This window comes from Streptomyces sp. LUP47B, assembly GCF_001746295.1.
GTDB lineage: Bacteria > Actinomycetota > Actinomycetes > Streptomycetales > Streptomycetaceae > Streptomyces.
Map to the genome: position 1 here is coordinate 32,402 of NZ_MJAH01000031.1, position 25,306 is coordinate 57,707.

Here is a 25,306-nt window from a genome sequence, read left to right on the forward strand (position 1 = left end):
TTGGCGAGACGGTCGTGGCACCGGCCTGCCGGCATGATCCTCAGGAGTGCGGCGCCAGGTGTTCCTCGATGATCAGTCCCGCAGGTGCCGTAACCGATGCTGTCCGGCCGTCGGTGCCGATGGCGACGTCGAGTCGTTCTCCGGCGAGGGTGAGCCCTGTGACGGTCAGCGCGCCGACAGACAGTGGGCCTGTCGGGCGGAGGTGGAGGCGGCCTGCGGGTACGTCGGGGTCCAGTCCGGTCAGTGCGGTCATGACGGCGATGGCCGCTGCCGCTGACCAGGCTTGCGGTCGGCAGGCGGCCGGGTAGGGGACCGGTGCGGGGGTGTCCGTGCGGGCGTCGCCGCCCCAGAGTTCGGGGAGCCGGTAGTCGAAGGCGGGCGCTGCGTCGAGTATGCCCTCGATGAGCCGTGCGGCGGCTTTGGGGTGGCCGGTGCGGGCGAGGCCGGTGACGGCGATGGCGGTGTCGTGCGGCCAGACGGTGCCGCAGTGGTAGCGCAGTGGGCCGAAGCCACCGGATGTCGACGACATCGTCCGGAGCCCGTAGGCGTCGGACATGTCGGGGGCGGCGAGCCGTGCGGCGACGGCGGCATTCTCGTCGGCGTTGAGGATGCCGGTGGCCAGGAGGTGGCCCATGTTGCTCGTCACGGCGTCAACGGGGCGGCCGGAGCCGTCGAGTGCCATGGCCGGGTAGGGGCCGTGCTGGTCGGAGACCCAGAACCGGGCGCGGAAGCGGTCGGCGAGGTCGGACGCGAAGGTGCGCCAGCGGTCGCCGTCGGGCAGTTGGAAGGCGTCGAGGAGTGCCGCGCCGGCGAGGGCCGCCTCGTAGGCGTAGCCCTGTACCTCGGCGAGAGCTAGAGGCGCTTCGGCGAGGCGGCCGTCGGCGAAGCGGGCGGCGTCGCCGGAGTCCTTCCAGCCCTGGTTGGCCAGCCCGTTTCCGGTGTGGTCGATGTAGGACAGGAACCCGTCGCCCGCTTGGGCTGCGGCCTCGATCCAGCCGAGTGCCGCTGTGAGCGCGGGCAGCAGGGGTTCGATGTCATCGGCGGGCAGGCCCCAGCGCCAGGCGTCGTGGAGCAGGCAGATCCACAGGGGCGTCGCGTCGACTGTGCCGTAGTAGACAGGCGGCAGGCGCAGGCCCTGGCCGTCGTCGAAGAGTCCGCGCCGGATTTCGTGGAGGATCTTGCCCGGTTCTTCCTCCGCCGCCGGATCGGTGCGGGTCCCCTGTTGGGCGGCCAGGGTGCGCAGGGTGCCCAGGGCGAGGTCGGTGCCCAGGGGCAGGAGCATCCGTGCGGCCCACAGGCTGTCCCGGCCGAAGAGTGTGAAGAACCACGGCACGCCTGCGGCGAGGAAGGTGTCTCCGGGTGCGGCGGGTGTGGCCATGCGCAGCGAGTGCAGGTCGTCCAGGCTCTGCGCGACGAGGGCGGGCAGTCGGCGGTCGTCGGCAGTGATGTCCGGCCGCTGCCAGGTGGGCTTGTGGCCGGCGGCCGTGACGACCGCCGTCGTGTCGGACACCTCGACGGTCAGGTGCAGGTCGGCGCTCTCGCCGGGCTTGACCGTGAGGGTCCAGGTCAGGGTGGAACGCTCGGCGTCGGGCGTCGCGCCGCGGGCGCTCACGGCGATGGCGACTGCGTCATCGCTCCAGCGCAACACGCCTGCGCCGGAGCGCAGTTCGCTGCTCGGCCCGGCGGGGGAGCGAGGGGGCAGACCCGCCTTGGCGTGCTCCAGTGTCACGAGGTCTCCGGCGACCTCGACGCGGACGGCAAGATGCACCGGCGTCGTCGCGGTGGAGCGGACGGTCAGCTGTTCGGTGAGCCGGCCGGGCGTGACGGTGCGCTGTCGGTCGACGCGGACGGTCGGGTCGGGGACGGCGTCGCCGAGCGCCTGGGCCAGGCCGACGAAGCGGCTGCGGCCGGGTCCGTCCGCCGCGTGCATGACCGCGACGACCGGAAGCCAGTCCCCGCCCGCGCGTGCCTCGGCCTCGCTTTCAGCCTCGCTGTTCCCGCGGGCAGCGGGAGGCGCCTTCCCCGCGTGCTCGCCCGACGGTGCGTGGTCGGGCCGCAGCGTTACGCGCAGCAGACTCAGCGCCCGTAGGTCGGCGTGGAAGAGCCCGTGTACGCCGGCCCCGGGAGCGGAGGCGTCCAGGTTGCCGTCCGGCGCGGACAGCACGACGGTCGGGGCGGCGAGAGTGACCGCGAGATCGTGCAGGAGCGGCTGCCGTTGGGGTGAAGTCATGGAAGCTCCGTCCGGTGCCCTCGTGTGTCGTGGGCGGTGGTGGGGGGCGGTTTGTGACCGCGCCGACTCTTGACAGCCTGCGCGGCGATCGCCACAGTAACCGATTAGAACGCTAAATTTAACGTTCAAATCGAACGGGACGGCGACACGCTGCGGCACCACCAAGGCGGATACGCTGCGGCGCAGTGGACTTATGGAGGTGGCTTCGCGATGGCGCGAGTAACACTCGAGAGCGTGGCGCGGCATGCCTCCGTGTCGACACAGACCGTGTCCAACGTGATCAACGCTCCGCATCGGGTGCGTCCAGAGACGCTGGCCCGGGTGCAGGCCGCCATCAAAGAGCTCAACTACCGCCCCAACCAGGCTTCCCGGACGCTGCGGACCCGGCGTTCACGTCTGATCGGTGCCCGCATCGAGCCAGTGGGCGATGGCGTCAACGGCGCCGTTCTCGCCCAGTTCCTCCAGTCGCTGACCGCTCGGACCCAGGAGGCCGGCTACCGGATCGTGGTGTTCACGGCGACCGACGACGACCACGAGTGCTCCCTTTACGAACAGCTTCTCGAGGATCACGATCTCGACGCCTTCGTCCTGCACGCCACTCACGCCGGCGACCGCCGGACGGAGTGGCTTGCCGAGCGCCGGGTGCCGTTCGTGACCTTCGGCCGCCCCTGGGGGGCCGAACCCGAGGCGGCCGAGCGGCATGGCTGGGTCGATGTCGACGGCGCGCAAGGGACCCTTGCCGCGACCCGGCACCTCATCGAGAGCGGCCACCAACGGATCGCGTTCCTCGGCTGGCCGGAAGGGCCGCGAGGATCAGAGGTCGGCGATGACCGGCGCAGCGGCTGGGCCGCGCTTTTGGCCGTGTCCGGGATCGACGCCCCTGCCGGTTACGACATGGGCGTCCCCGACGGGCTGGATACCGGCCGCAAAGCCGCTGCGGCGATGCTCGACCTGCCCAGTCCGCCGACGGCGATCGTCTGCGCGAGCGACTCGCTGGCGCTCGGGGCCTGGACCGAGATCACCGCACGCGGGCTGCGCCCCGGGGCGGATGTCGCGGTGGTCGGCTTCGACGACTCGCCGACGGCGGCGGTCGTCGGCCTGAGCAGCGTGGCGCAGCCGTACGACGAAGCCGCCGCCGCCTGTCTGCGGATGCTCCAGGAACTGCTGGCGACTCCCAAGCCGCCGACCGTCCCGCCGCCCCCGATCCTGCTGCCGCCCCGGCTCGTCGTCCGGGCCAGTGGCTGAGCCGTCCCACGGCACCCACACCCTTTTCACACCCTGCCGAGCGGCTCCGTGGCCCGCTCAGCGAACACCCGCGATCCCGCTCGTAGCAGCAGTGCAGCGACCGGGATGCGGTCCCCTCTACCACCGGCGCGTCAGGCCGGCCTGCGCAAGGAGATTTATCATGAGAAATACCCGTACACGCTGGGCTGTTGGTGGCGCCGCGCTGCTGTCGCTCAGCCTGTCGGCGTGTGGCGGCAGCGGCTTCGACAGCGGCACCGACAGCCAGCAGTCGGCCGGTCCCGCCTCGATCAAGGTCCTCATCGCCTCCAGCGGCGACGCCGAGACGAAAGCCGTCACGGACGCCGCCAACGCCTGGGCGACGAAGTCAGGCAACAAGGCGACCGTCACCCAGGCCCAGGACATCAACCAGCAGCTCGGCCAGGGCTTCGCCTCGAACAACCCGCCAGACGTCTTCTACGTCGACGCCGCCCGCTTCGCGACGTACGCCAGCGCCGGCAGTCTCGAACCGTACGGCGACAGCTTCGCGGGGAAGGACGACTTCTATCCCGCGCTGCGTCAGGCGTTCACCTACAAGAGCAAGCTCTACTGCATCCCCAAGGACTTCTCCACGCTGGGCCTGCAGATCAACACCGCGGCGTGGGCGAAGGCGGGCCTGACCGCCGCCGACTACCCCACCACCTGGCCGCAGCTGGCGGCCGTGGCGAAGAAGCTCACGACGGGCAAGCAGGTCGGTCTGGCATTGGGCGACACACGTGACCGGATCGGCGCCTTCATGGTCCAGGCCGGCGGCTGGGTCACGAACAAGGACGCCACCAAGGTCACCGCGGACTCTCCCGAGAACCTCAAGGCCCTGAAGTTCGTCCAGTCCCTACTCGCCGACGGTTCGACCAAGTACCCCAAGCAACTCGACTCCGGCTGGTCGGGCGAAGCGTTCGGCAAGCAGAAGGCCGCCATGGCGATCGAGGGTAACTGGATCGCCGGCGCCATGAAGAGCGACTACCCGAACGTCAAGTACACGACGGTCCCTCTGCCTGCCGGTCCCACGGGCAAGAAGGGCACGCTCGCCTTCACTCAGTGCTGGGGCATCGCGGCCAAGAGCAAGCACAAGGCCGCGGCCATCGACTTCGTCAAGGCGATGACCGCGAAGGACAACCAGCTGACCTTCGCCAAGGCGATCGGCGTGATGCCGTCGCGGCAGTCCGCCCAGGCCGAGTACGTCGCCCAGTTCCCGCAGGACAAGGCGTTCATCGACGGCGCCGCGTATGCCCAGGCCCCGGTGAACGTCGCGAAGATCGACCAGGTGCTCGCCGACTTCGACACCGGCCTTCAGGGGCTGCCGGGCGCCGACCCGAAGCAGATCCTCGCGCGGCTTCAGAAGAACGCGCAGGCGGTCGTAGGCCAGTAGCCCGGATATCGCGGACAGTGCGGACACGAACAAAGCGAGAGTGAACCTGCGATGAGTGAACCGAATCCCGGGCCCGCCCAGGGCCCGGGCGGCGGCCCGGCACCGGCCCACCCGGCAGGCGTAGCCAAGGCCGACACCCCGTCATCCGCGCTGCGCGGACGCCGCAAGGGCAGTGGAGGATCTGGTGGAAGTCGCCGCACGCGAACCCCCCGCGGCGGTATCCGAGGCCGGGAAGGTCTGGCCGGCTGGCTGTTCGTCTCACCCGTCATCGTCGTACTCGGACTCTTCCTGGTCGTGCCGATCGTCATGGCGCTGTGGGTGAGCCTGTCCGACTGGAACGGCCAGGGCAGCCCCTTCTCCTCAGGCGTGCACTTCGCCGGCGCACAGAACTACGAGCAGATCGTCACCAAACCCGGCCTGGCGCAGAGCGACTTCATGACGAGCCTGCGCAACAACGCCTACTACGTGCTCTTCGTTGTGCCGCTGCAGACCGCGCTCGCGCTGGGCCTGGCTCTCCTGGTCAACGGCAGACGATTGAAGGGCAAAGGGTTCTTCCGTACCGCGTACTACTTCCCGTCGGTGACGAGCTCGGTCGCGATCTCGGTCGTCTTCCTGTTCATCTTCTCCTCCAGCGGAGTGGTCAACGCCCTGCTCGAGAAGATCGGAGTCAACGGACCCGCCTGGTTCGCCGACCCTCGCGGCATCATCCATCTCGCCCTCGGCGCCCTGGGCATGAACACCGACGCGCCCCCGTCCGCACTCGCCGACACCACCGTCGGCGGCCTGTCCCTGTGGGACTGGATCTCCGGCCCCAGCGTCGCCATGACCGCGATCATCGTGCTGGTGGTGTGGACGACGGCGGGGACGTTCATGCTCATGTTCCTCGCCGCGCTCCAGGACATCCCCGTCGAGGTCGAGGAAGCCGCCGAGATCGACGGCACCGGGCGCTGGCAGCGGTTCCGCCACGTCACGCTGCCCATGCTCAAGCCGACCCTCTTCCTCGTCCTGACCCTCGGACTCATCGGCACCTGGCAGGTCTTCGACCAGATCTACGTCATGAGCCAGGGCAGTCCGGGCAAGACGACACTGACCCCCGCGTTCCTCTCTTACCAGACCTCGTTCATCAACAACGAGTGGGGACAGGGCAGCGCCATCGCCTTCATCCTCTTCGCGATCATCGTCGTGATGACACTCCTGCAGCGGTTCGTCCTGCGCGACAAGGACGAGGCCCGCGCCAGGGCCGCTACACGGCGCGCGGCGAGAGCGGCCCGCTCCGGGTCCGGCCCGACCGCGGAGACTGCCTGATGCCCCGCACCCGTGCAGCGGCCCCCTGCCCACAACGCGGAACCGACGCAACCTCGCCCACCACCGCAGCCGCACCGGCGGCCACCCCCGACGTCCACAGAGGCACGCGATGAGCACACATCCCAAGCTTGCCGGCAAAGACACCGCAGCGCCCGCAGACGGCCTGCACGCGACCCGTGGGAAAGGCAACCGCACACGACGCGGCGGCCTCACCCGGGCGCTCGGCTACACGGCCCTCGTCCTCGTCGCGATGCTCTACATCTACCCGTTCCTCATCCAGCTCGCGACAAGCTTCAAAACCGACGCGGACGCCACCAACAACCCGCTGTCACTGTGGCCGCAGCACTTCACGACAGCCGCCTTCAGCCGGCTCGCCGAAGCGGACTACCCCCGCTGGTTCGCGAACTCCGCCATCGTCGCGCTGTTCGTCACCGCAGGCCGCGTCTTCTTCGACTCCCTCGCCGGATACGCACTGGCCCGGCTGCGCTTCCCCGGCCGGGGCGCACTGTTCGCCGCCGTCATCGCGGTCATGGCCGTGCCCGGCGTCGTCCTGCTCATCCCGAAATTCCTCGTCCTCAACCAGATCGGGATGTACGACTCCTACTCCGGCATGATCGTCCCGCTGCTCGCGGATGCCGCGGGGGTGTTCATCATGAAGCAGTTCTTCGAGTCGATCCCTGTCAGCGTCGAGGAAGCCGCCCGCATCGACGGCGCGAGCACCTTCCGGACCTTCTGGTCCATCGTGCTGCCGATGGCCCGGCCCGCACTGCTCACCCTGACCATCCTGTCGTTCCAGGGATCATGGAACGAACTGGGCCACTTCATCGTGTCCCGGCAGAGCCCGGACCTGAACACCCTCACCACCGGGGTCGCCTCACTCGTCTCCGGCCAGCTTGGCTCGGGCAACCAGTACCCGCTCAAACTCGCGGCCACCCTGCTCATGACCATCCCGGTGGCCCTCGTGTTCTTCGCCTTCCAGCGGCACTTCGTCCGCGGCGGCACATCCGGCGCGACCAAGGGCTGACCGGGCCGGCGCCCCGAGTGATCAACCATCAACAACGCGTCTGTGTATTCCGACAGGACCGAGCCCCATGAGCAACCCAACCCGCACCAACGACGTCACGCACGACGCCGCGAACGACTCCTGGTGGCGCTCCGCGGTCATCTACCAGGTCTACATACGCAGCTTCGCCGACGGCGACGGTGACGGAACCGGCGACATCGCCGGCCTGCGCTCCCGCCTGCAGTACCTGGCCTACCTCGGTGTCGACGCGATCTGGATCAACCCCTGGTACCCGTCCCCGCTTGCCGACGGCGGCTACGACGTCTCCGACTTCCGCGACATCCACCCCGCCTACGGCACCCTCGAGGACGCCCGGAAGCTGCTCGCCGAGGCCCACCAGCTGGGCCTGCGAGTGATCCTGGACATCGTCCCCAACCACGTCTCCGACCAGCACGCCTGGTTCCAGCAGGCGTTGGCGGCACCGCCCGGCTCCCCGGAAAGAGAGCGGTTCGTCTTCCGTGACGGCAGGGGCGAGGGCGGATCCCTGCCCCCGAACAACTGGTACGCGGCCTTCGGCGGTTCCACCTGGACCCGCACGCCGGACGGCCAGTGGTACCTCCACCTCTTCGCCCCCGAACAACCCGACCTCAACTGGGACAACGCCGAGGTCCGGGCCGAGTTCGAGTCGATCCTGCGCTTCTGGTTCGACCTGGGCGTCGACGGCTTCCGGATCGACGTCGCCCACGGCATGGCCAAGGACCCGGCCCTCCCGGACCTTGGCCTGACGGAGTTCTCCGTCATCGCCGGCGAGGGCCAGGAAGGTCACCCGCACTGGGACCGCGACGACGTCCACGACATCTTCCGCAGCTGGCGAGTCATCGCCGACAGCTACCCCGACCCCCGCGTCTTCGTCGCCGAGGCCCACGTCCGCCCCGGCCGCCTGGCCGACTACCTCCGCCCCGACCAACTCCACACCGCCTTCAACTTCGACTTCCTCAAGTGCGCCCTGGAGGCGGACAAGCTGAGGGAGGTGATCGACCGCACGATCACCGATCTGGCGAAGGTCGGCGCCCCCGCCACCTGGGTCCTGTCCAACCATGACGAAGCCCGCCACGTCACCCGCTACGGCCGCGCCCACACCGGTGTCACGACCCCGATGCGCGACCAGGGCCACTCCACCGATCTCGCCCTCGGAACCCGCCGAGCCCGAGCGGCGGCCCTGCTGATGCTGGCCCTGCCCGGAGGCGCGTACATCTACCAGGGCGAGGAACTCGGCCTCTACGAGGTCGAAGACCTCCACGAGTCGGTCCTCCAAGACCCCACCTGGGAACGTTCCGGCCACACCGTCCGAGGCCGCGACGGCTGCCGCGTCCCCCTCCCCTGGACCGGCGACACCCCTCCCTTCGGCTTCGGCACGTTCGTGTCCGCCGCCCCCTGGCTTCCCCAACCCGACGCCTGGAAGTCCTACACCGCCGAAGCCAACCAGGCCGACCGCACTTCCATGCTCCAGCTCTACCGCTCCGCCCTGCGCCTGCGCCGCACCAACCCGGGCCTGCGGGGCGAGGAGTTCCGCTGGCTGGACAGCCCGCCAGGCACGCTCCTCTTCGAACGCGGCACCGGACTGCTGTGCGCGGTCAACCTCTCCGACCAGCCGATCCCGCTCCCCGACGCCAGCAGCCCCCTCATCGCGTCAGGACCGCTGGGCAAGGACGGGGTGCTGCCACCGGACACCACGGTCCTGCTGCACCGGGACTGACGGACGGCGAGAGGATCACCACAGACGACATCCCACGCGCGCGCAGCCGCGCCCCCATGCGCCAGGGCCTGTCCGGTGTTCACTCCCCGCTGATCGGACAGGCCCTGGTCCATCTGTGGGCGCCCGGTGGAGCCAGGAAGCCCTCGCAATGACCTCATGAGTTCTGTGGACACCGGACAGCCCCGCACCCTGTCCATAACACTGTGCGCACCACTCCTGGCAAGATCGTGTCTTGGCTGGATCAGGAATGCCCTCGGCCCTTGGCATGACGCCGGTGGGCAGGGCATGACCACCGTTACGGCGCCTTTGCGGAGAAACGTCCAAAAATTTTGCGTTCTGTCACGAATGTGGGTGTGGGGTATGCGTGCCCGGCTACCCGTGCGCCATGGTGCGGACTTTGAAACGGAATGGAAGGCACGGCGGGTACGCCGCGGCAGGCCAGAGGGCCGAGACCGTGCGGGCACCTGAGGCCGGGCCGGATGAGCAGGTGGAGCGGCAGGCGCCGGATACTCCGACGGATCTACCCAAGCGCTCCTGGGGGGCGGTGCTGAAAGGCACCTTGAAGGAGTTCAAGAAGGATGAGCTGACCGACCGGGCGGCGGCACTGACCTACTACGGGATCCTGGCGCTGTTCCCGGCTCTTTTGGCGTTGATCTCACTGCTGGGGATCGTCGGGCAGTCGGCGTCGCAGCAGGTGCTGGACAACATCCAAAAGCTCGCCCCGGGCGCGGCGCGGGACGTGTTGAGTAACGCGGTCAAGCAGATGCAGGGCAATGCCGGGATCGGCTCGGTGATGGCGATCGTGGGTCTGGTGCTCGCGGTGTGGTCGGCGTCCGGGTATGTCGCGGCGTTCATCCGCAGTGCGAATGCGGTCTACGACGTCCCGGAGGGCCGCCCGGTGTGGAAGGTGCTTCCCGTCCGCGTCGGCGTGACGGTGGTCCTGATGGTCCTGGCCGTCGTCAGCGCGGTGATCGTCGTGTTCACCGGCAGCCTGGCCCAGCAGATCGGCTCCGCTCTGGGGGTGGGCGACACCGCGCTGACGGTGTGGTCGATCGCGAAGTGGCCGGTACTGGCGGTCCTCGTCACGACCATGATCGCGATCCTGTACTGGGCGACGCCGAACGCGCGGGTGCGGGGCTTCCGGTGGATCACCCCGGGCAGTTTCCTGGCACTGGTGATCTGGCTGGTCGCCTCGGCCGGGTTCGCGCTGTACGTGGCGAACTTCGCCTCGTACAACAAGACCTACGGCACCTTCGCCGGAGTGATCATCTTCCTGGTGTGGTTGTGGATCACGAACCTGGCGATCCTGCTCGGCCTGGAATTCGACGCCGAACTGCACCGCCAGCGCGCCGTGGCCGGCGGTCACCCGGCTGAGAAGGAGCCGTACGTGCAGCCGCGGGACACCCGCAAGTGGGACGAGGAGGACCACCGCCGCCTCGACTGAGGCGCCTGGCAATGTCGCGGACCCCCTCCAGGGCTTGGCCCTGGCGGCCGCGGCGTGCCCGGCAACGGCGAGGCCGATCCATACCGGTGTGTGACAGCGGTACGCACTGTCCCTCCGACGTGGCCGCCGGAGCCGTGATCGGGCTGGCCGCGGCCGCCCCGGTCCGGGCCGCACCCCATCTGCCGTGGCGATGGGTGCTGTGACGGGCGGTGATGCATTACCGGCGGGGGCGCCCGGGCAGCCGGCCCGACGGGAACGAAGGACAGGTGAGCACTCATGACAGCAGATGGTTCTGCCCGCCCGGGCAGCAGCGCACAGGAGCCTGTGGGTGACCTGGTCCAGCGCGCGTCGCAGCAGCTGTCGCAGCTGGTCCGCGACGAGATGCGCCTGGCGCAGGCGGAGATGACCGAGAAGGGCAAGCGGTTCGGCAAGGGCGGCGGCCTGTTCGGCGGCGCCGGCCTGATGGGGGTGCTCACCCTGCAGGCCCTGGTGGCCACCGTGATCGCCGCACTCTCGCTCGTCATGGACGTGTGGGTGGCGGCGCTGATCGTCACCGGCGTGCTGGCCGTCGTCACCGCGCTGATGGCGGCCCTCGGCAAGCAGCAGGTCAGCAAGGCATCCCCGCCGACGCCCGAGCGGACGGTGGACAGCGTCAAGACCGACGTGGCCGAGATCAAGGAGAGGGCACAGCGATGACCGAGAACACGCCGCAGGGTGATGGGGCAACGCCTTCGCCCGAGGAACTGCGCGAGCAGGTGGAGGCGACCCGCGAGGAACTCGGCGAGACCGTCGAGGCCCTCGCCGCGAAGACCGACGTCAAGACCCGCGCGGCGGAGAAGACCACGGCCGTCAAGCAGCAGGTCGCCGCCAAGACCACGCAGGTCACGACCCAGTTGCGAGACAAGGCCACGCACGCGGCTCACGCGGTGCAGGACAAGACGCCCGAGCCGGTGCGTGCCAAGGCCGCCGCGGCCACCGAGCAGGCCCGCCACCAGGCCACGCACCTCGGCGAGCTGGCCCGGGACAAAGCCCCGGAACCTGTCCGTGATAAGGCCGGCCAGAGCCTGCAGGCGGCCCGCGCCAACCGCGCCCCGCTCCTGGCGGCGGCCGGCACGCTCGTTGCGCTGCTGCTCATCCGCCGCGCCAGGAGGCACCGATGAAAGCCTCGAAGATCGCTTACAAGCCGGTCGGCCTGGCCATGGGCGCCCTCAGCGGCGTCCTGGCCGGCGGACTGTTCAAGCAGATCTGGAAACAGCTCGGACACGAAGAAGACGCCCCCGACGCCACCGACGAGCGCCGCACCTGGCGCGAGGTGGTCTCGGCAGCCGTCCTGCAGGGAGCGATTTTCGCCGGAGTCAAAGCCGTCGTCGACCGTGGTGGCGCCACCGCCACCCGCCGCCTGACCGGCACCTGGCCCGGCTGACCCGCCCCTTGACGTCCCCCGGAGGTGGGTTTGCTCACCCGTTGCGGGCGATGCCCGTGGACCAGAGCCGATCTCAGCATGAGACAGGCCTGGAATGGGTGGGTCAATGCGATGCGAGTTCCGTGTCTGCGGCTCGGTCCCGGAGAACGCTGCGGAGACGGGTCCTGAGCTGGACACCGTGATGCTTGGCAGGCAGAGGTCTCCTACGGCACCGTCGTAGACGAGGCGCACCAGTTCGGCCTGCTGGCCCGCTGCCGCATGCTGGGGGAGGGGCCACGGAAATGCGACAGCTGCCGCCTTGATCCGAGCGCGATCAGCGCCTGATCGCACATCACTCGGCCGTGCGTAGAGACACAATCGCTTCTGGCCTCCCGCCCGTTGACGAGAAGCTGTTGGGAATGGACGTCGTACCCAGCCGGATTCGTCCGGCGGGAATGTCTGCCCGGCCGGGTCTGTTGTGGAGGGCGTGGGAGTGAAGGGGACAGTGTCCCCGGGCCTCACCTATTGCCTGCGGGGACGATCGTTCGGCTGAAGCCCCGCAGAGCCTTTCGCCGCGTAGGCGACCGCCCTTCACCCCCACACGTACGGCTGTGGCCCTGACCGGAATCCCGGTCAGGGCCACGTGCATGTGCCGGAGAGATCGCGTAGGCGCCCGTGGGCGGGCTCGCCGATCAGTAGTCCCCGGGGGGTACGGGGTCGCCAGCCCTGAACACGGCGCAGCGGGTGCAGGTGCGGCTGGGCCGTGTCCTCGTTCGCGTTGCGCCGGTACTCGGCGCAGTGCCGCGCCTTCCATGGGTACGGCACTGCGCCACGGACCTGGACCGTTTGCCAGTGAACCTGGATGGCCAGGCATGATCACGACATGAACCAAGCGGAGCAGTTGACACGGGCCGCCAAGGATGGCGACGCGGCTGCGGTGGCACGGGTGCTGAGCGAGGGTCCCGAGGTGGACACCCCGAACGCGGCTCGGCGTACCGCACTGGATCTCGCGGCCGGGGAGGGACATGCCGAGATCGTCCGGCTACTGCTCGCGGCGGGGGCGGACCCGCAACAGCAAACAGGTGAGTACGACTAGACGACGCCTCTGTGCCAGGCAGCGATGCACGGGCACACAGAAGCGGTGAGGGTCCTTCTCGGCGCCGGTGCCCCGACCTGCGCCCAGGGCAGGCTTGGGTACGTGCCGATAGTGCTGGCGGCGACGTCGGGAGACCACGGACACCCGCAGACTGTGGACCTGCTCTTGAACCATGGGACGGACATCGATGCGGTGATGAAGGACAGGACGTCTCTGGAGTGGGCGGCCCTCATCGGGCAGGTGCAGATGGTGCACCATCTGCTCGCTCGCGGCGCAACGCCCGAAGGCACTGGGGGAGGCACACCACCGCGCGCAGCGGTTCCCAAAGGCCGCGGAGCGGTACGCGCTCATCATCGATGCCCTGCATGCCGCTGGTGGCGGGGCTGAACCTCCCTGGCCGCCCACTTCGAGGTGGTCGAATGCCAGGCGCGTCACGGGCTCAACGGCAGATCCTGCCCTCCGGGTGGTCGAGCTGAAGATCCGCGATCACCTGTCCCCGCGGACCCGGCACATCCTGCACGTCGACCCGGACATGCCGCGTAAGTACAGAGTCGATCCGGACGACGCGCCCACGATGGCGCTCGCAGAGCTCCTCGGACATGCAGCGGTGGCGCGCACTCGGACTGACGCGTGTCGACGACGCTCTCGGGGCGTCTGGTCGCTTTCCCACGGGGACTACCGACAGGATTCGGTGATCTCCGGCAACGCGGCGTCTGGCCTGTGGGGATCACGCGCTGGTCCCTACAGATTCCTGGTGAACTTCTGACCGTCGGCTGTCGCTGGTTCGGGTGCTCCGGAGCGCAACCCGTCCGTCAGCTGACGGACGCTCGGGCGCAACCTTCGGGGGTTCTGGCGTGTCCACGTAGTGTGCTGAAGATACGCAGAACCTGGCGGACAGCGGCGGCCGCCGCTGTCGCGACCGCAGCTATGGCGGTCGCAACCCCGGCCGCGCACGCCGCCGGAACGACGCTCGTCCTGGATGCCCAGGAGAACTACTACCTTCCCACCGCGGGCGAGGGCCCGAACCTGGACCTCGGCATCACCGCCTCGGGCGGGGACGCCCATGACGTCTCGGTCGCTGTCGACGCGTCGTCCCTCGCCGGGAAGGCGACGATGGTGATCACGGGGGACTGCGTGAGCACCGGCACTCTGAAGGTCAGGTGCGACGTGGGCCCGCTGTCGGACAGGGAGTCGATCGACCCGTTCTTCCTGAAGCCCACCGCGGCCGCCAAGGCAGGCGACACCGGTGCCATCACCTACACCGCCACCGCCTCCGACGCGGCCACCGTGACAGGGAAGACGGACGTCCTGGTCGGCGGGCCGAAACTCGTCACCCCGCCCTACCCGGCGCTGAAAAGCATCGCGCCCGGCGCCGTCTTCGAGCGCACCCCGGCCTTCGCCAACACCGGCACTGCCTCCGCCGACAAGGGCGTCATGCTGCTGGTTCAGGACTCCGAAGGCGTCTCTCTCGCACATGATCACTCCAACTGCCACTACTCGGACCGGCCCGCCGCCGGCGCCTGGTGCCGGTTCGACACCCCGGTCACGCCCGGCGCGGCCTACGAGACCATCGCGCCGCTGCGCTACACCGCCTCCACGGACACGATGTACGGCTACAACACCTACATGGTGTGGCCGGTCGGCGCCGCCGCGCCCGACTCCTTCAACCCGGCCAATTTCCCCGAGACCGGTACCGGCGCGCCGCTCGGCCTCAAGCCCGTCGCCTCAGGCTCCGGATTCACCGGCTCTGGATACGGCACCTTTGCCACCACTCAACACGCCGACTATCAGGCGGTCGGCGGCACGATAGAGGGCAAGGTCGGCGAGACGGTCAGCATCACCGTAGGCGTGCGGAACAACGGGCCGGGCTGGATGAACTTCCGGTGGATGGACCCCGACGACTCCGGCACCTTCGTGGTGACCCCGCCCGCCGGCACCACCATCACCGGCGCCCCCGGCCCCGACGAACAGGGCGACCCCGGGCCGCGCTGGAACTGCACACCGGGCAAGGCCGGCGCGAAAAGCTACACCTGCGCCATCACCAGCACGGACTTCCACCCGGGCGACTCCGTATCCCAGGAGTTCACGGTACGCATCGACCGGGTCGTCCCCGGCGCGCGCGGCAGCGTGCGGGCGGTGGCGAACCCCGAGTACCCCAACCGTGACGAAGACGCGGCGAACGACACCGCGGCCATCGCGGTGAAGGCCACCGGCTCGGCGACGCCCAGCCCGTCGCCCAGCGCCTCCCCGTCCCCGTCGGCCACGGCCACCGCGGGCCCGTCCGGCTCCGGGGAGGGAACCAGCAGCGGGACGACGACTGGTGGCGGGCTCGCCGCCACGGGCACGGACGGAGTCCTGCTGCGGGCAGGCACCGCCGTCCTCCTCGTGGCGGGCGGCGCGCTGGTGTTCCTGGCAGCGCGGAGGTCGCGGCCGCAGAGCGGCCGATGACGCCGCTGTCCGCTGCCATCGAATCGAGGCGTTGACAGCGAACCCAGCCCCTTCCTGGGAAGGGGCTGGGCCCTGCCACGGACCCGATGTACGTCGATGCCGCCGACGGCGCTCTGATCTCGATGGTGGCGATCCACGACGCCGACAGTCCCAACGGGGTCGCGCCGCCCGCACGGTGGGCGGTGCGACCCCGTCCCGCTCACCGAGACGGCCGCCGGCTCTCTTCCACGTAGCGAACGCAGTGGCGCTGCCCAACGTGGTGGGTCCGCGCCAACTGTCCGCTGCGCTCAGTCATCTCGCAGTCCGCTGCCAGCGCGGTGGGCATCTTCGAGGCCCGACGGCAAGTCCGCGAGCCCGCGCTTTCGAACTTCTAGCAGGTGGGGCCCTGTTTCGAGCTGGGCGGTCGTGTGTCTAGGGTGAGCGTGAGTGCTTAGGCCACAGGCACACCGCGGGACGCGTCGCGAGCAAGCGTGCGCTCCTGCGGTCCGTTTGTGTCCTTATGCGCTCAGGAGGTGCCGTTGTGATCGACGAAAGCCAAGAGATGTCCGGCCCCTTGCCGGCCGCTCCCCGCACGGACGGGCCTGGTGAGGGCATACCCACCGCTTCGGCGGATGCCCTAGAGGTCCGCAACCGGCAGCTCGCGCGGGCCGCGGTCGAACCGGCGCAGCGGATCCTGGTCCACCGCTACCGTCTGGCCAGTCCCGCCGCAGGGTTCGAACTGCTGAAGCAGACCTCTCAGCGCTACAACATCAAGCTGCACACGCTCGCTGATGCCGTGGTGCGTATCGCCGGCCCGGACGCCGGTGCCGCGCAGTGGTTTCCACGCAGAGCCCGCTTCGTCGCCCCCGCGCTGCCGGATCTGGCGCTGCAAGGCGCGGGGGCCGAAAGTCACGCAGTGGTTCTCCGGGCGGCGTTGCGGCGGGTCCTGCATGTCACCGAAACCGATATGGGCAACGTCCAGCTCGCCGAACACGGGATGCTGCGGCTGGAGAAGCACACGGGGCTGAACCGGTATTTCACCGACTTCTTCGCCTTCGTCCAGGATTCGACCACCGCGTGTGCGCAGGCCGCCGAGCAGCGTCAACAGGTCACCGTGAAAGACGTCGAATCAGCCGACATCTTCGATGACGATTCCCGCCACGCCATCCTCCAGGCCGGCAGCCGCGCCGCCCACAGCCTTCCCCTGACCAGCCGTGGCCACGTGCTCGGCATGATCTCCTCCCACCATGAACGACCCTTGGCAGGCCTCAGCCAGACACAGCTCACCGCCTTGGAGAAGACCGGCGCCACCGTGGGCCGATGGCTGCACTGGCATCGCCACACCGTCGTCCTCGACGCCCTGGAACACATCCACAGCACCGCCCGTGATCACCGCTGACCGTTTCGCGTTGGGTCAGTGAGGAACATGTGCCCAAGTCCGAGGCCGGGCGTACGTACTGGCCAAAACGCCGCTTGCGATGACACTGTGGGCAAGCGGGTACAGGCTCTGGTGAAACAGAGACGGACCCTCGCACATGGGGCTCGCTTAGAGGTCCTAACAGAAGCTGTTGATCATGTGACTGTTGGTCTGGTTGTTCGTTGGTCTGGTCGTGGGAAAGAGGGAGTCGCGTCCGTGGATCGTCTCGGACGAACTGTGGTCGCTCATCGAGCCGTTGCTGCCGCAGCCGGGCCCGAAGCTGGTGGAGGGCCGGCCACGGATTCCGGACCGGCAGGCGCTGTGCGGGATCCTGTTTGTCCTGCACACCGGCATCCAGTGGGAGTACCTGCCGCAGGAGTTGGGCTTCGGGTCGGGGATGACCTGCTGGCGGCGGCTGGCCGCATGGAACGAGGCGGGCGTGTGGGACCAGTTGCATCTGGTGCTGCTGAAGAAGCTGCGGGCCGCGAAGAAGCTCGACTGGTCGCGGGCGGTGATCGACTCCTCCCATGTGCGGGCGGCTCGGCGCGGCCCAAAAGCGGGCCCAGCCCGGTCGACCGTGCACGGCCGGGCAGCAAGCACCATGTCCTCACCGACGGGCAGGGCATCCCGCTCGCGGTGTCGCTGACCGGGGGAAACCGCAACGACGTCACACAGTTGCTGCCCCTGCTGGACAAGGTTCCGCCCGTGGCCGGCGCGGTCGGCCGGCCACGACGCCGGCCCGACGCGCTCCTCGCGGACCGCGGCTACGACCACGACAAGTACCGCCGGCTGCTTCGTGCCCGTGGGATCCGACCGGTCATCGCCGAACGGGGCGAAGAACACGGCAGTGGCCTGGGCACCTTCCGTTATGTGGTCGAGCGCACGATCGCCTGGCTGCACGGATTCCGCCGTCTGCGGGTCCGCTGGGAGAGACGCGACGACATCCACGAAGCCTTCCTCGGCCTCGCCACCTGTCTGATCACCCACCGACACGTCCAACGCCTTTGTTAGGACCTCTTAGGAAAGCAGGCGAGAGCCGTCAACTCTTTCGAGGTGGACGGCTGTGCGTCCGCTCGACCGTGCTCAGTGCCTGGCCCAGCCGATGCATCCCCACCCACCGCGGCACCGAGGTCCTCGCCCGCCTCCACCGTCTCCGGTACGTCGTGAACGGCGAAACCTTCTTACGCGTGCCGGGACTGGTCCCAGCCGAGGCAGCGTGATCCGGTCGATGAGTCCTTCCTCGCGAGCCGAGACAGCCGCCGCCGCGTCTGCTCGATCCGCACCCCGCGCGCGATCATCGGGTGCATCTGCTAGGCGGTGGCCATCCGTACTGGGCCAACACCGCCAGCCGGTCCCCGCCACCCACATCCACGCCGATCATCGAGGTCTGCTCGCTTCCTCCCGGCTATCAGTTGCTGCGCAATGAGGTGTCGAGTCACTGCCCGATGTCAGCCGTGACGGGCGAGCTTGCCCGCGGAGACGAGCAGGATCAGGGCCAGCAGTGGAATCAGCACCAGGTTCGGACACGGCGATACTCAGCGGCCTCTTAGAAGCGATGTGGCCACGTCAAATGGATGACCCGTCGGGAAATGCGCCAGCCGTCATCGGTGTGTCGCAGGTCGTCGGCGTACACGACGCTGGCGACACCGCCGCCCTCCAGCAGGCTCAGACCTTTGGATCGGGCCCGCACCTCGTCACCCGGGCCTTCCGACACGACGATGGTCGTCGTGTGGTGGGCTTTCGCGTGTCCGGGGGCGTTCATGAAGGTCGCGATCGCCTCAAGCCCGACGACCGGGTCGCCGCCGAAGACGCTGCCGTCCCACACCGCGTCTTCGGTGAGGCATTCGCCGAGACGGTCCAGCTCATGGTCGTCCATGATGTGCGCCCACAGCGCCAGGGCCCTGCCGATTTCGACGGTGTCTTCATTCGTGGGTTTCATGTTCGGCTCTCCATTTTGTGCGTTGCTGGATCGGGCCTTGGCGCGGCTCAGCATGGCTAGCATCTGGTGGTAGGCGCCGTTTGCCTCAGCGGTTTTCTTCTTCGCCGCAGGGGCTGGGTGCGCCCGGCAGTCTCGACTATGGGCATGTATCGGCGAGGGCGGGAGAGGATCACATATCCATGGACCGACGATCCTCCCCAGCCAGCCGTCATGGAGATCGTGCACAAGAAGGAGCTGTGGACCCTAGCGGGAGTGTCCGCAGCTTCTGCAGGACCCAGCCCGACGGCCGGCGGTCCCTTCACGAGGCAGAGACCGCCGATCCATGGACAAACCTTCCTCTCCCGCCCCTGCGCATGCCCTCCTACGGTCGGGGCTGCGGGCGCTCACCGGCCCGCCGTACCGAAGGAGCAGACCCCCATGAAGATGACGGGCAACACGATCCTGATCACCGGCGGAACCTCGGGCATCGGCCTCGGCCTGGCCCTGCGGCTGCACGAGGCCGGCAACAAGGTGATCGTCGCCGGCCGGCGCAAGGAACTCCTCGACGAGATCACGGCCGAGCACCCGGGCATCGACGCCCTCGTCCTCGATGTCGCGGACCCCGACTCCATCGCCCGGGCCCGCGAGACCGTGGCGGCGAGCCACCCGGGGCTGAACGTCCTGGTCAACAACGCCGGCATTCAGCTGCTGGAGAGCGTCCTTGACCCGGCCGGACTCCAGGTCGCCGAGGATCACGTCGCGACCAATCTGCTCGGCCCGATCCGGATGACGTACGCCTTTCTGCCGCTGCTGGTGGGCAAGGACGACGCGGTCGTCCTGAACGTCACCTCCGCGCTGGCGTTCGTCCCGCTCCCGATCACGCCGACCTACAGCGCGACCAAGGCCGCGCTGCACTCCTTCTCCGAGAGCCTGCGCGTCCAGCTCGCCGGTGCCGACGCCGGCGTCCAGGTGATCGAGGTGGTCCCGCCGCCCGTGCGCACAACCCTGATGGGCCAGCAGGACAACGAGCAGTCCATGCCGTTGGACGACTTCCTCACCGAGGCCCTCGGCCTGCTGCGCGAGAAGCCCGACGCGAAGGAGCTGGTCGTCGAGCGCGCCAGATTCCTCCGCGACGCGCAGGCCAACGGCTCCTACGACGACGTCCTCGCCATGATCAGCAGCAGCTGACCGACGTGACATGCCCGACGGGCGACAACAGCACGCAGGAGGCGGCCCCGTCGGGCCACAGCATGGACGAACGCGAGCTCGACCCGCCTCGGGGAGGTCCTCGCCCAAGCCGCAGAACGGTCAGGAAGCGCCTTCGGCTTCGCCTCGGTCGTCGCACTGGAGGCGACCGGCACCGTCCTGAGTACCGACGGCGCGTCGAGCGCCCCTCACACGACGGACATCGCCGCGTCGGCCAGGGCGAACGGCGAGGCCCGAGGCCGGTCCGAAGCGTCGGGCGTCCTCGACGGAGGACCGGGGCCGCGGGCCGTCTTCCACACCGACGGCCTACGCCGCACCGCCGACAGCCGGCGGACTTTCCAGCGGCTCATATAGCGCCCTCGTCCTCGGCCCGGCGGCTTCGCGCGGGTGGGGGAGGAGGGCTCAGCCATGGATCGGCGGTCTCTGGATAGCCGGCCGGGATGCGGCGAGGATGAGGGCATGGACAAGAAGGAACTCGCGGAATTCCTGTACCGGCGGCGTGAGATGTTGCGCCCCGGCGACGTCGGCCTGGTCGAGGGGCCGCGCAGGCGTACGCAGGGGCTGCGCCGCGAGGAGGTCGCGCAGCTCGCCGGCATGTCCACCGACTACTACGCCCGGCTGGAACAGCAGCGTGCGCCGCAGCCCTCCGTCCAGATCACCGCGGGTCTCGCCCGGGCGCTGCGGCTGACCCTGGACGAACGCGACCACCTCTTCGTCCTCATCGGCCACAACGCCCCGGCCCGCTTCCACCGCTCCGAACACGTCAGCCCGACACTGATGCGGGTCCTGGACCGCCTCGACGACACCCCGGCCCTGGTAACGACCGACCTGGTCGATACCCTCGCGATGAACCCCTTGGCCGTCGCACTGCTCGGCGACCAGATGCGCCACACCGGTCTGGCCAGTAGCGGCTACTACCGCTGGTTCATGGACCCGGCCGAACGTCTGGTGTATCCCGAGGAGACCCACGAAAGCCACGGCCGCGCCCAGACAGCACGCCTGCGGGCCGCGCTGACCGCCGGCAGCGACACCCCCCGAGCCGCCCGGATCCTCGCCGAACTCCAGGAACACAGCCCCGAGTTCGTCCGCATGTGGGAACTCCAGGAGGTCGCCCGCTACGGCGACTGCAAGACCCTCCTCCATCCCGAACTCGGCCGCATCGACGTCGACGCCCAGCTCCTGTACACCGAGAACCGCGCCCAGACCCTGGTGGTACTGACCACTCGCCCCGGCACGGAGAGCCACAGCAAACTTGAGTTGCTCTCCGTCATCGGACACCAACAGCTCACCCCCTGACGTCCAGGACCGGGGACCCGAGCCGACGCTACTGGGCATGGCCGACCCCCCGTAGACAGGCCGTTCGCTCCCGTTTGTCCGGACTTCCGAGCGCCAGCCCCGAGACCTGAACCGGTCGTCAACCGCGTTGAGCGATCTCGGCGGCGTAGCTGTTGACTTGGCCGCCGATTCGCTTCCACGTAGTCGACGAGACCCACATCCTTCCGACGACGCACCTCCTCACTGGCCTGGCCACGAACCTGCAAGTCACTAAGCCAGGCAGGTGCCGGTGTTCTGGCCTGGGCCTTCCTCGCGGACCTGCGAGAGGAACCCGGCCTGCCGATGTCGGACCGAGCGACGGGCACGGTGGAGGTGGTGGTGAGCGAGCTGGTGACCAACGCCCGTAAATACGCTCCGGGACCCTTCTGCTGACCTTCGAGCTCACCGGAGAGGCCGTCGCGGTCGCGGTGTGGGACACCAAACTGAGGCTGCCGGTGATCCTGGCCAGGGATTCAGAGCGTGTGGGGCGACACGGTCTGGAGATCGTCACGGCTGTCTGCCGGAGCTTCGAGGTCCACCGCGAATCCGTGGGCAAGCGGGTGGTCGCAGTGAATCCGCTGAGCGACGATCCTGTCGGCGACACGGCCGGTCCCCGAGTGTCGTCAGGCAGCGCAGGCGTCGGTTGCAAGGTGCCCCGGACCTGACGACTGCGGGATGCTGTGACGGTTCAGGACAGTTGCGACAGCTGTCTGGCACTGTGCCCACACCGGAGGCGGTCGGCGTCGCCGCTTGCTCGGGGCGGAGCGCACGTCTTCGCGTCCCCGGTCTTCATCCTCTGGGGGACAGGGAACGTTCAAAGGAGCTCGCCAGAGACCTGGTGCCAGGTGTCGTCGGCCTGCGCCAGTTGGGTTGATGTCCCGGCCGCGGCGATGATCTCGAAGTTGTGGCCCCTACCCGCATTCGCCTCCTGCACGCCCTCCTGTTCCCCCGGCTCCGGCCCCTGGCCAGGTATAGCAAGCCCCAGCCGCAGTACCAGCCGGCGTGGGGACTGACCTGGCCGGACACGCCACGGCCCCGGGGGATCAGGCATGACGTCCCCGAGGCCGGCGCACCGTCCAACGAGGCTGCGGACCCGCCGTCACGCGGGTGTCGGCTGAGGCACCTCCCGCACGCCGGCCACTCTGCGCACCAACTCGGCTAGGTGCGGCGGAGGGTAGCTGTCCAGAGCATCAACGTAACCCGCGGGCCGAAGGGCTGTTGAATGCCGGAAAATCCTGTCCTCTGCTGCCCTTGCTGAGCAGTAGGCTCACGGACCATGACCCTGGCACGGCCGCCCTTCTCCGTTCGGATAGGCCAAAGCGAGCCTTACGACTTCGCCCCTTATGACGGTGTTCCCCGCCATCTTGTCGGAGCACTGCAGAAGTGGGTGGCAGGGCACTTTTCGCGGGACCACGAGTACGCGGTGGAGGCCTGTCTGCGGCTTCGATTGGCGCCGCGTCCTGGCCAGAACGCCTATGAGGCGTTGGTCAGCGCAGACGGCATGGTCCTGCTCGACGTGGTGGACGCCATCCTCGGATGGGAGCAGTCCGAGGATGGCGAGGACCTGGGGCTCGGAGGAGACTTTGAGGGACGGCTGGCCCGAATTCTGGACGCTGCGGGATCGGCCTACCGAGTCGATGACGCAGGGACCGGGTTGGAAGAACGCCTCGTCCCCACCGTCCGCGACGCGGTGAGCCAGACGATCGCCGACGCATCCACTGCCCCGGACGCAGGTTCCGCAGCCGAGCACCTGTCGCTCTCCTGGCAGGCCGCGTACGGGCTGCACCCAGACCCGGTACGGGCGTACAGCGAGGCGATCAAGGCAGTCGAGTCCGCCGCACATGCCGTCGTGGAACCGAACAACAGCAAGGCGACCCTCGGCACCATGCTGCGCGTGATCCGCGATGCGTCGCACCGGTTCACCACCACGCTGGGAGCAGGATCGACTGCGCCGGCCGAGGCGATGATGCGTGCGCTGTGGGAGGGGCAGACCTCCCGGCACGGTGGGCAGGGTGGCACTGTGCCGGAGACCCTGGAGGCCGCCCGTGCCGGCGTCCACGCTGCGGCGACACTGGTGCAGTGGTTTACCTCCGGTGCGGTAACCCGCGTGACCTGATGTCGATGACATCCCGTGCTGCTGAACCTGAACTCGTGATGTCGGGCCTGGCGGGCTGAGGTGATTCAGATGTGGGCCCTGATTTGCTGCACTGAATGTCCGAGTGCGTCCCCGATGGCGGTGAGTTCCTCATCGCTGAACCAAGCGCGCTCGGGGTTCCAGATGGCGATCTCGAATCGAGCAAAGCCACAGGGCCAGTCGTAGTCCAGTGCGTCCAGCGAGGTCGCGGTGCCGCAACAGGGGACCACCACGGCGAGGGTTGCGAAGCCGTCGTCGCAGTGGGCTTCGAGTAGGTCGCCCCACCACCGGGTGTCGATCGACGCGCCGCAGTGGGGACAGCCGATCTTCTGCAGATTCTGACCACAGTCGACAACGGTGAGTGTGTCGTGCCAGGTGACGTCAATCTCGACGTCGGCGCCGCCGGGGAGCCCGGGGGCCAGGTCCTCCACGATCGACGCAGTACGGTCAGCCGCGACCTGCTCGGGCTGCCAGTGCGGGTCGGTCGGAATGACAGAGAGGACGTCTTCACTCACGGCTCACTCGATTCGTCGGGCGGGAACCTCATCGAGGTGACACGATGCCATTGAACGCATGTTCGGGTGGCAGGTTCCCGGGCTGATCACGCGTCGAGGGCCAGGCCGCGGTGCCGATGAGACAGCCGTCGAGCAGCCGGGGCCGATACTGCAGCATCTTGAGCTTGCATTTCACCGTCCGGGTGATCTGCCCCAGGTCGGCGGCGCCGAGGTTGCCGAGGTCGTGCTTGACCATAGACCGCACGCCTTTGCACGGGTTCGGGTCCGGGGCGTGGGCAGGCAGCTGGAACACCGTGAGCCAGTCGGTGTTCGCCGCGAAGTCCTCGCGCGAGTCTGCCGTCAGGTGAGGGCGGACGTTGTCCCAGACCAGCACGAGCGCCCGGCAGACCTCAGCCGCGTAGAACGTCGCCGAGATCGGCGACGACCGGACCCGCTTCGCCGACGCCCGAGCACTCAAGTCCTACGCTGGCTCCGTCCCCATCACCCGCGCCTCCGGCAAGAAACGCTTCGGCGGCTGCCGCTTCATCCAGAACAACCGGTTCGTGCACGCCGGGTCTCTCTGGGCCTTCTCAGCCCTCCAGGCCTCGTCCGGAGCCAAGTCCCACCACCGGCGCCGACGCGAGCACGGCGACTGGCACAACGCCGCCCAGCGTCACCTGCTCAACCGATTCCTCGGACAGCTCCACCACTGCCTCCAGACCCGGCAACACTTCGACGAACAACACGCCTTCGTCCCACCCCCTCAAGTACCTGCGTGAGCCGGCCATCGGCCACAGTCGGTGTCAGTGCACCCGTCTAGATTCACCGTGTGACTGAGCCCTCCTACCTTGCTGCGGTCCGGGAGTCATACGACACCGTGGCCGACGACTACGTGGCCCTCGTTAAGACGCCGTCCGAGCTGGACCCCCTCTCCCGCTCGATGCTGATCGCCTTCGCCGAGCTGGTGCAGGCACCTGACCGCGGACCGGTCGCGGACCTGGGCTGCGGACCCGGAAGAGTGACGGCGCACATGGCCGGACTCGGGGTCTCCGTATTCGGCATCGACGTGTCCCCAAAGATGATCGAACTGGCCCGAAGCGCCTATCCGAACCTGCGCTTCTCCGTGGGCTCGATGACCGCGCTAGAGATCGACGACGACACGCTCGGCGGCATCCTGGCGTACTACTCCACCCACCACACACCTCCGGAGCTTCTGCCGGTCGTGTTCGCCGAGTTCCACCGCACCCTGGCGCCCGGCGGACATCTCCTCCTCGCCGGCCACGTAGGCACCGGTGAGCACCGCCGTCCGACACACGGCTATGGCGGCCACCCCGTGTCCTTCGCGTCCTATCGGCTGCCCCCACACCAGCTCGCTGAGCTGCTGAACCAGGCCGGGTTCTCCATCACCGCTCAGCTGGTGCAGGAGCCCGACGAGAAACGGAACTGGAAGTTCGCAAGTCTCCTGGCCTACAAGCCGACTGCCGAAGAGCCAGCTTGACTTCTTCACCCC

At 68.8% G+C, this 25,306-nt stretch carries 22 protein-coding genes and 2 pseudogenes; 20 read left to right on the forward strand and 4 right to left on the reverse strand.

Going from position 1 to position 25,306, the window contains the following annotated elements; all coding sequences use genetic code 11:
- Positions 1-40 precede the first annotated feature (40 nt).
- Positions 41-2,230, reverse strand: a complete 2,190-nt coding sequence (locus BFN33_RS47035; protein WP_069766364.1) for a glycogen debranching N-terminal domain-containing protein — start codon at positions 2,228-2,230, stop codon at positions 41-43.
- Between the two features lie 210 nt (positions 2,231-2,440).
- Here BFN33_RS47035 and BFN33_RS47040 point away from each other — a divergent pair, with 210 nt between their 5' ends.
- The 15 genes and pseudogenes from BFN33_RS47040 (at position 2,441) to BFN33_RS51090 (ending at position 17,741) form a co-directional block, all read left to right on the forward strand.
- A complete protein-coding gene (locus BFN33_RS47040; protein WP_069766365.1) occupies positions 2,441-3,475 on the forward strand; it encodes a LacI family DNA-binding transcriptional regulator in 1,035 nt (344 codons plus the stop codon).
- 160 nt (positions 3,476-3,635) lie between these two features.
- On the forward strand, positions 3,636-4,880 hold the full coding sequence (locus tag BFN33_RS47045; protein ID WP_069766366.1) for an extracellular solute-binding protein: 1,245 nt from the start codon (positions 3,636-3,638) through the stop codon (positions 4,878-4,880).
- Between the two features lie 51 nt (positions 4,881-4,931).
- A complete protein-coding gene (locus BFN33_RS47050) occupies positions 4,932-6,185 on the forward strand; it encodes a carbohydrate ABC transporter permease (protein ID WP_079141415.1) in 1,254 nt (417 codons plus the stop codon).
- Between the two features lie 109 nt (positions 6,186-6,294).
- A complete protein-coding gene (locus BFN33_RS47055; RefSeq protein WP_069766367.1) occupies positions 6,295-7,209 on the forward strand; it encodes a carbohydrate ABC transporter permease in 915 nt (304 codons plus the stop codon).
- Between the two features lie 67 nt (positions 7,210-7,276).
- Positions 7,277-8,944, forward strand: coding sequence for a glycoside hydrolase family 13 protein (locus tag BFN33_RS47060; protein WP_069766368.1), 1,668 nt, complete (start codon positions 7,277-7,279; stop codon positions 8,942-8,944).
- 385 nt (positions 8,945-9,329) lie between these two features.
- Entirely contained in the window at positions 9,330-10,388 is a 1,059-nt protein-coding gene (locus BFN33_RS47065) for a YihY/virulence factor BrkB family protein (RefSeq protein ID WP_069766395.1), read from the forward strand.
- Positions 10,389-10,664: 276 nt separating this feature from the next.
- Positions 10,665-11,084, forward strand: a complete 420-nt coding sequence (locus tag BFN33_RS47070; RefSeq protein WP_069766369.1) for a phage holin family protein — start codon at positions 10,665-10,667, stop codon at positions 11,082-11,084.
- On the forward strand, positions 11,081-11,548 hold the full coding sequence (locus BFN33_RS47075) for a DUF3618 domain-containing protein (protein WP_069766370.1): 468 nt from the start codon (positions 11,081-11,083) through the stop codon (positions 11,546-11,548). Before BFN33_RS47070 ends, BFN33_RS47075 begins: the two co-directional genes overlap by 4 nt.
- Complete coding sequence (locus BFN33_RS47080) at positions 11,545-11,811, forward strand: DUF4235 domain-containing protein (protein WP_069766371.1); 267 nt, start codon at positions 11,545-11,547, stop codon at positions 11,809-11,811. The genes BFN33_RS47075 and BFN33_RS47080 overlap by 4 nt, the downstream gene beginning before the upstream one ends.
- 106 nt (positions 11,812-11,917) lie before the next feature.
- Positions 11,918-12,113, forward strand: a pseudogene (locus tag BFN33_RS55090) (hypothetical protein).
- Between the two features lie 560 nt (positions 12,114-12,673).
- Positions 12,674-12,886, forward strand: coding sequence for an ankyrin repeat domain-containing protein (locus BFN33_RS55095; RefSeq protein ID WP_256123070.1), 213 nt, complete (start codon positions 12,674-12,676; stop codon positions 12,884-12,886).
- Between the two features lie 24 nt (positions 12,887-12,910).
- Entirely contained in the window at positions 12,911-13,273 is a 363-nt protein-coding gene (locus BFN33_RS55100; RefSeq protein ID WP_256123071.1) for an ankyrin repeat domain-containing protein, read from the forward strand.
- Positions 13,274-13,813: 540 nt separating this feature from the next.
- Positions 13,814-15,334: a hypothetical protein gene (locus BFN33_RS47090; protein WP_069766373.1), complete on the forward strand. Its 1,521-nt coding sequence runs from the start codon at positions 13,814-13,816 to the stop codon at positions 15,332-15,334.
- Positions 15,335-15,854: 520 nt separating this feature from the next.
- Positions 15,855-16,712, forward strand: coding sequence for a GAF domain-containing protein (locus BFN33_RS47095; RefSeq protein WP_256123072.1), 858 nt, complete (start codon positions 15,855-15,857; stop codon positions 16,710-16,712).
- A 238-nt stretch (positions 16,713-16,950) separates the two neighbouring features.
- Positions 16,951-17,741, forward strand: a protein-coding gene (locus BFN33_RS51090) for an IS5 family transposase (protein WP_370743396.1) whose coding sequence is annotated in 2 segments (ribosomal slippage) — positions 16,951-17,281 and positions 17,281-17,741 — 792 coding nt in all. Because the reading frame shifts where the segments join, the coding sequence is not laid out codon by codon here.
- A gap of 535 nt (positions 17,742-18,276) precedes the next feature.
- Here BFN33_RS51090 and BFN33_RS47110 read toward each other — a convergent pair.
- The gene (locus tag BFN33_RS47110) at positions 18,277-18,723 is read right to left on the reverse strand and encodes a nuclear transport factor 2 family protein (protein ID WP_256123073.1); all 447 of its coding nucleotides are present in this window, start codon (positions 18,721-18,723) and stop codon (positions 18,277-18,279) included.
- A gap of 363 nt (positions 18,724-19,086) precedes the next feature.
- Here BFN33_RS47110 and BFN33_RS47115 point away from each other — a divergent pair, with 363 nt between their 5' ends.
- The 3 genes from BFN33_RS47115 (at position 19,087) to BFN33_RS55105 (ending at position 23,284) form a co-directional block, all read left to right on the forward strand.
- Positions 19,087-19,836 (forward strand): SDR family oxidoreductase, encoded by a 750-nt coding sequence (locus tag BFN33_RS47115; protein ID WP_069766375.1) that lies wholly within the window; start codon positions 19,087-19,089, stop codon positions 19,834-19,836.
- Between the two features lie 477 nt (positions 19,837-20,313).
- Positions 20,314-21,150 (forward strand): helix-turn-helix transcriptional regulator, encoded by an 837-nt coding sequence (locus BFN33_RS47120; RefSeq protein WP_069766376.1) that lies wholly within the window; start codon positions 20,314-20,316, stop codon positions 21,148-21,150.
- Between the two features lie 1,294 nt (positions 21,151-22,444).
- Positions 22,445-23,284, forward strand: coding sequence for a hypothetical protein (locus BFN33_RS55105; protein ID WP_256123074.1), 840 nt, complete (start codon positions 22,445-22,447; stop codon positions 23,282-23,284).
- Positions 23,285-23,349: 65 nt separating this feature from the next.
- On the opposite strand, the gene BFN33_RS47135 is transcribed toward BFN33_RS55105, so the two are convergent.
- Positions 23,350-23,817, reverse strand: a complete 468-nt coding sequence (locus tag BFN33_RS47135; protein WP_069766377.1) for a hypothetical protein — start codon at positions 23,815-23,817, stop codon at positions 23,350-23,352.
- A 28-nt stretch (positions 23,818-23,845) separates the two neighbouring features.
- Positions 23,846-24,274 (reverse strand): hypothetical protein, encoded by a 429-nt coding sequence (locus BFN33_RS47140; RefSeq protein ID WP_069766378.1) that lies wholly within the window; start codon positions 24,272-24,274, stop codon positions 23,846-23,848.
- On the opposite strand from BFN33_RS47140, the pseudogene BFN33_RS51095 reads away from it, so the two are divergent.
- Together BFN33_RS51095 and BFN33_RS47150 are read left to right on the forward strand one after the other, a co-directional pair.
- Positions 24,222-24,575 (forward strand): annotated as a pseudogene (locus BFN33_RS51095) (transposase); the annotation flags it as partial. The gene BFN33_RS47140 and the pseudogene BFN33_RS51095 sit on opposite strands and share 53 nt — an antisense overlap.
- Positions 24,576-24,625: 50 nt before the next feature.
- Positions 24,626-25,294 (forward strand): class I SAM-dependent methyltransferase, encoded by a 669-nt coding sequence (locus tag BFN33_RS47150; RefSeq protein WP_069766380.1) that lies wholly within the window; start codon positions 24,626-24,628, stop codon positions 25,292-25,294.
- Positions 25,295-25,306 lie beyond the last annotated feature (12 nt).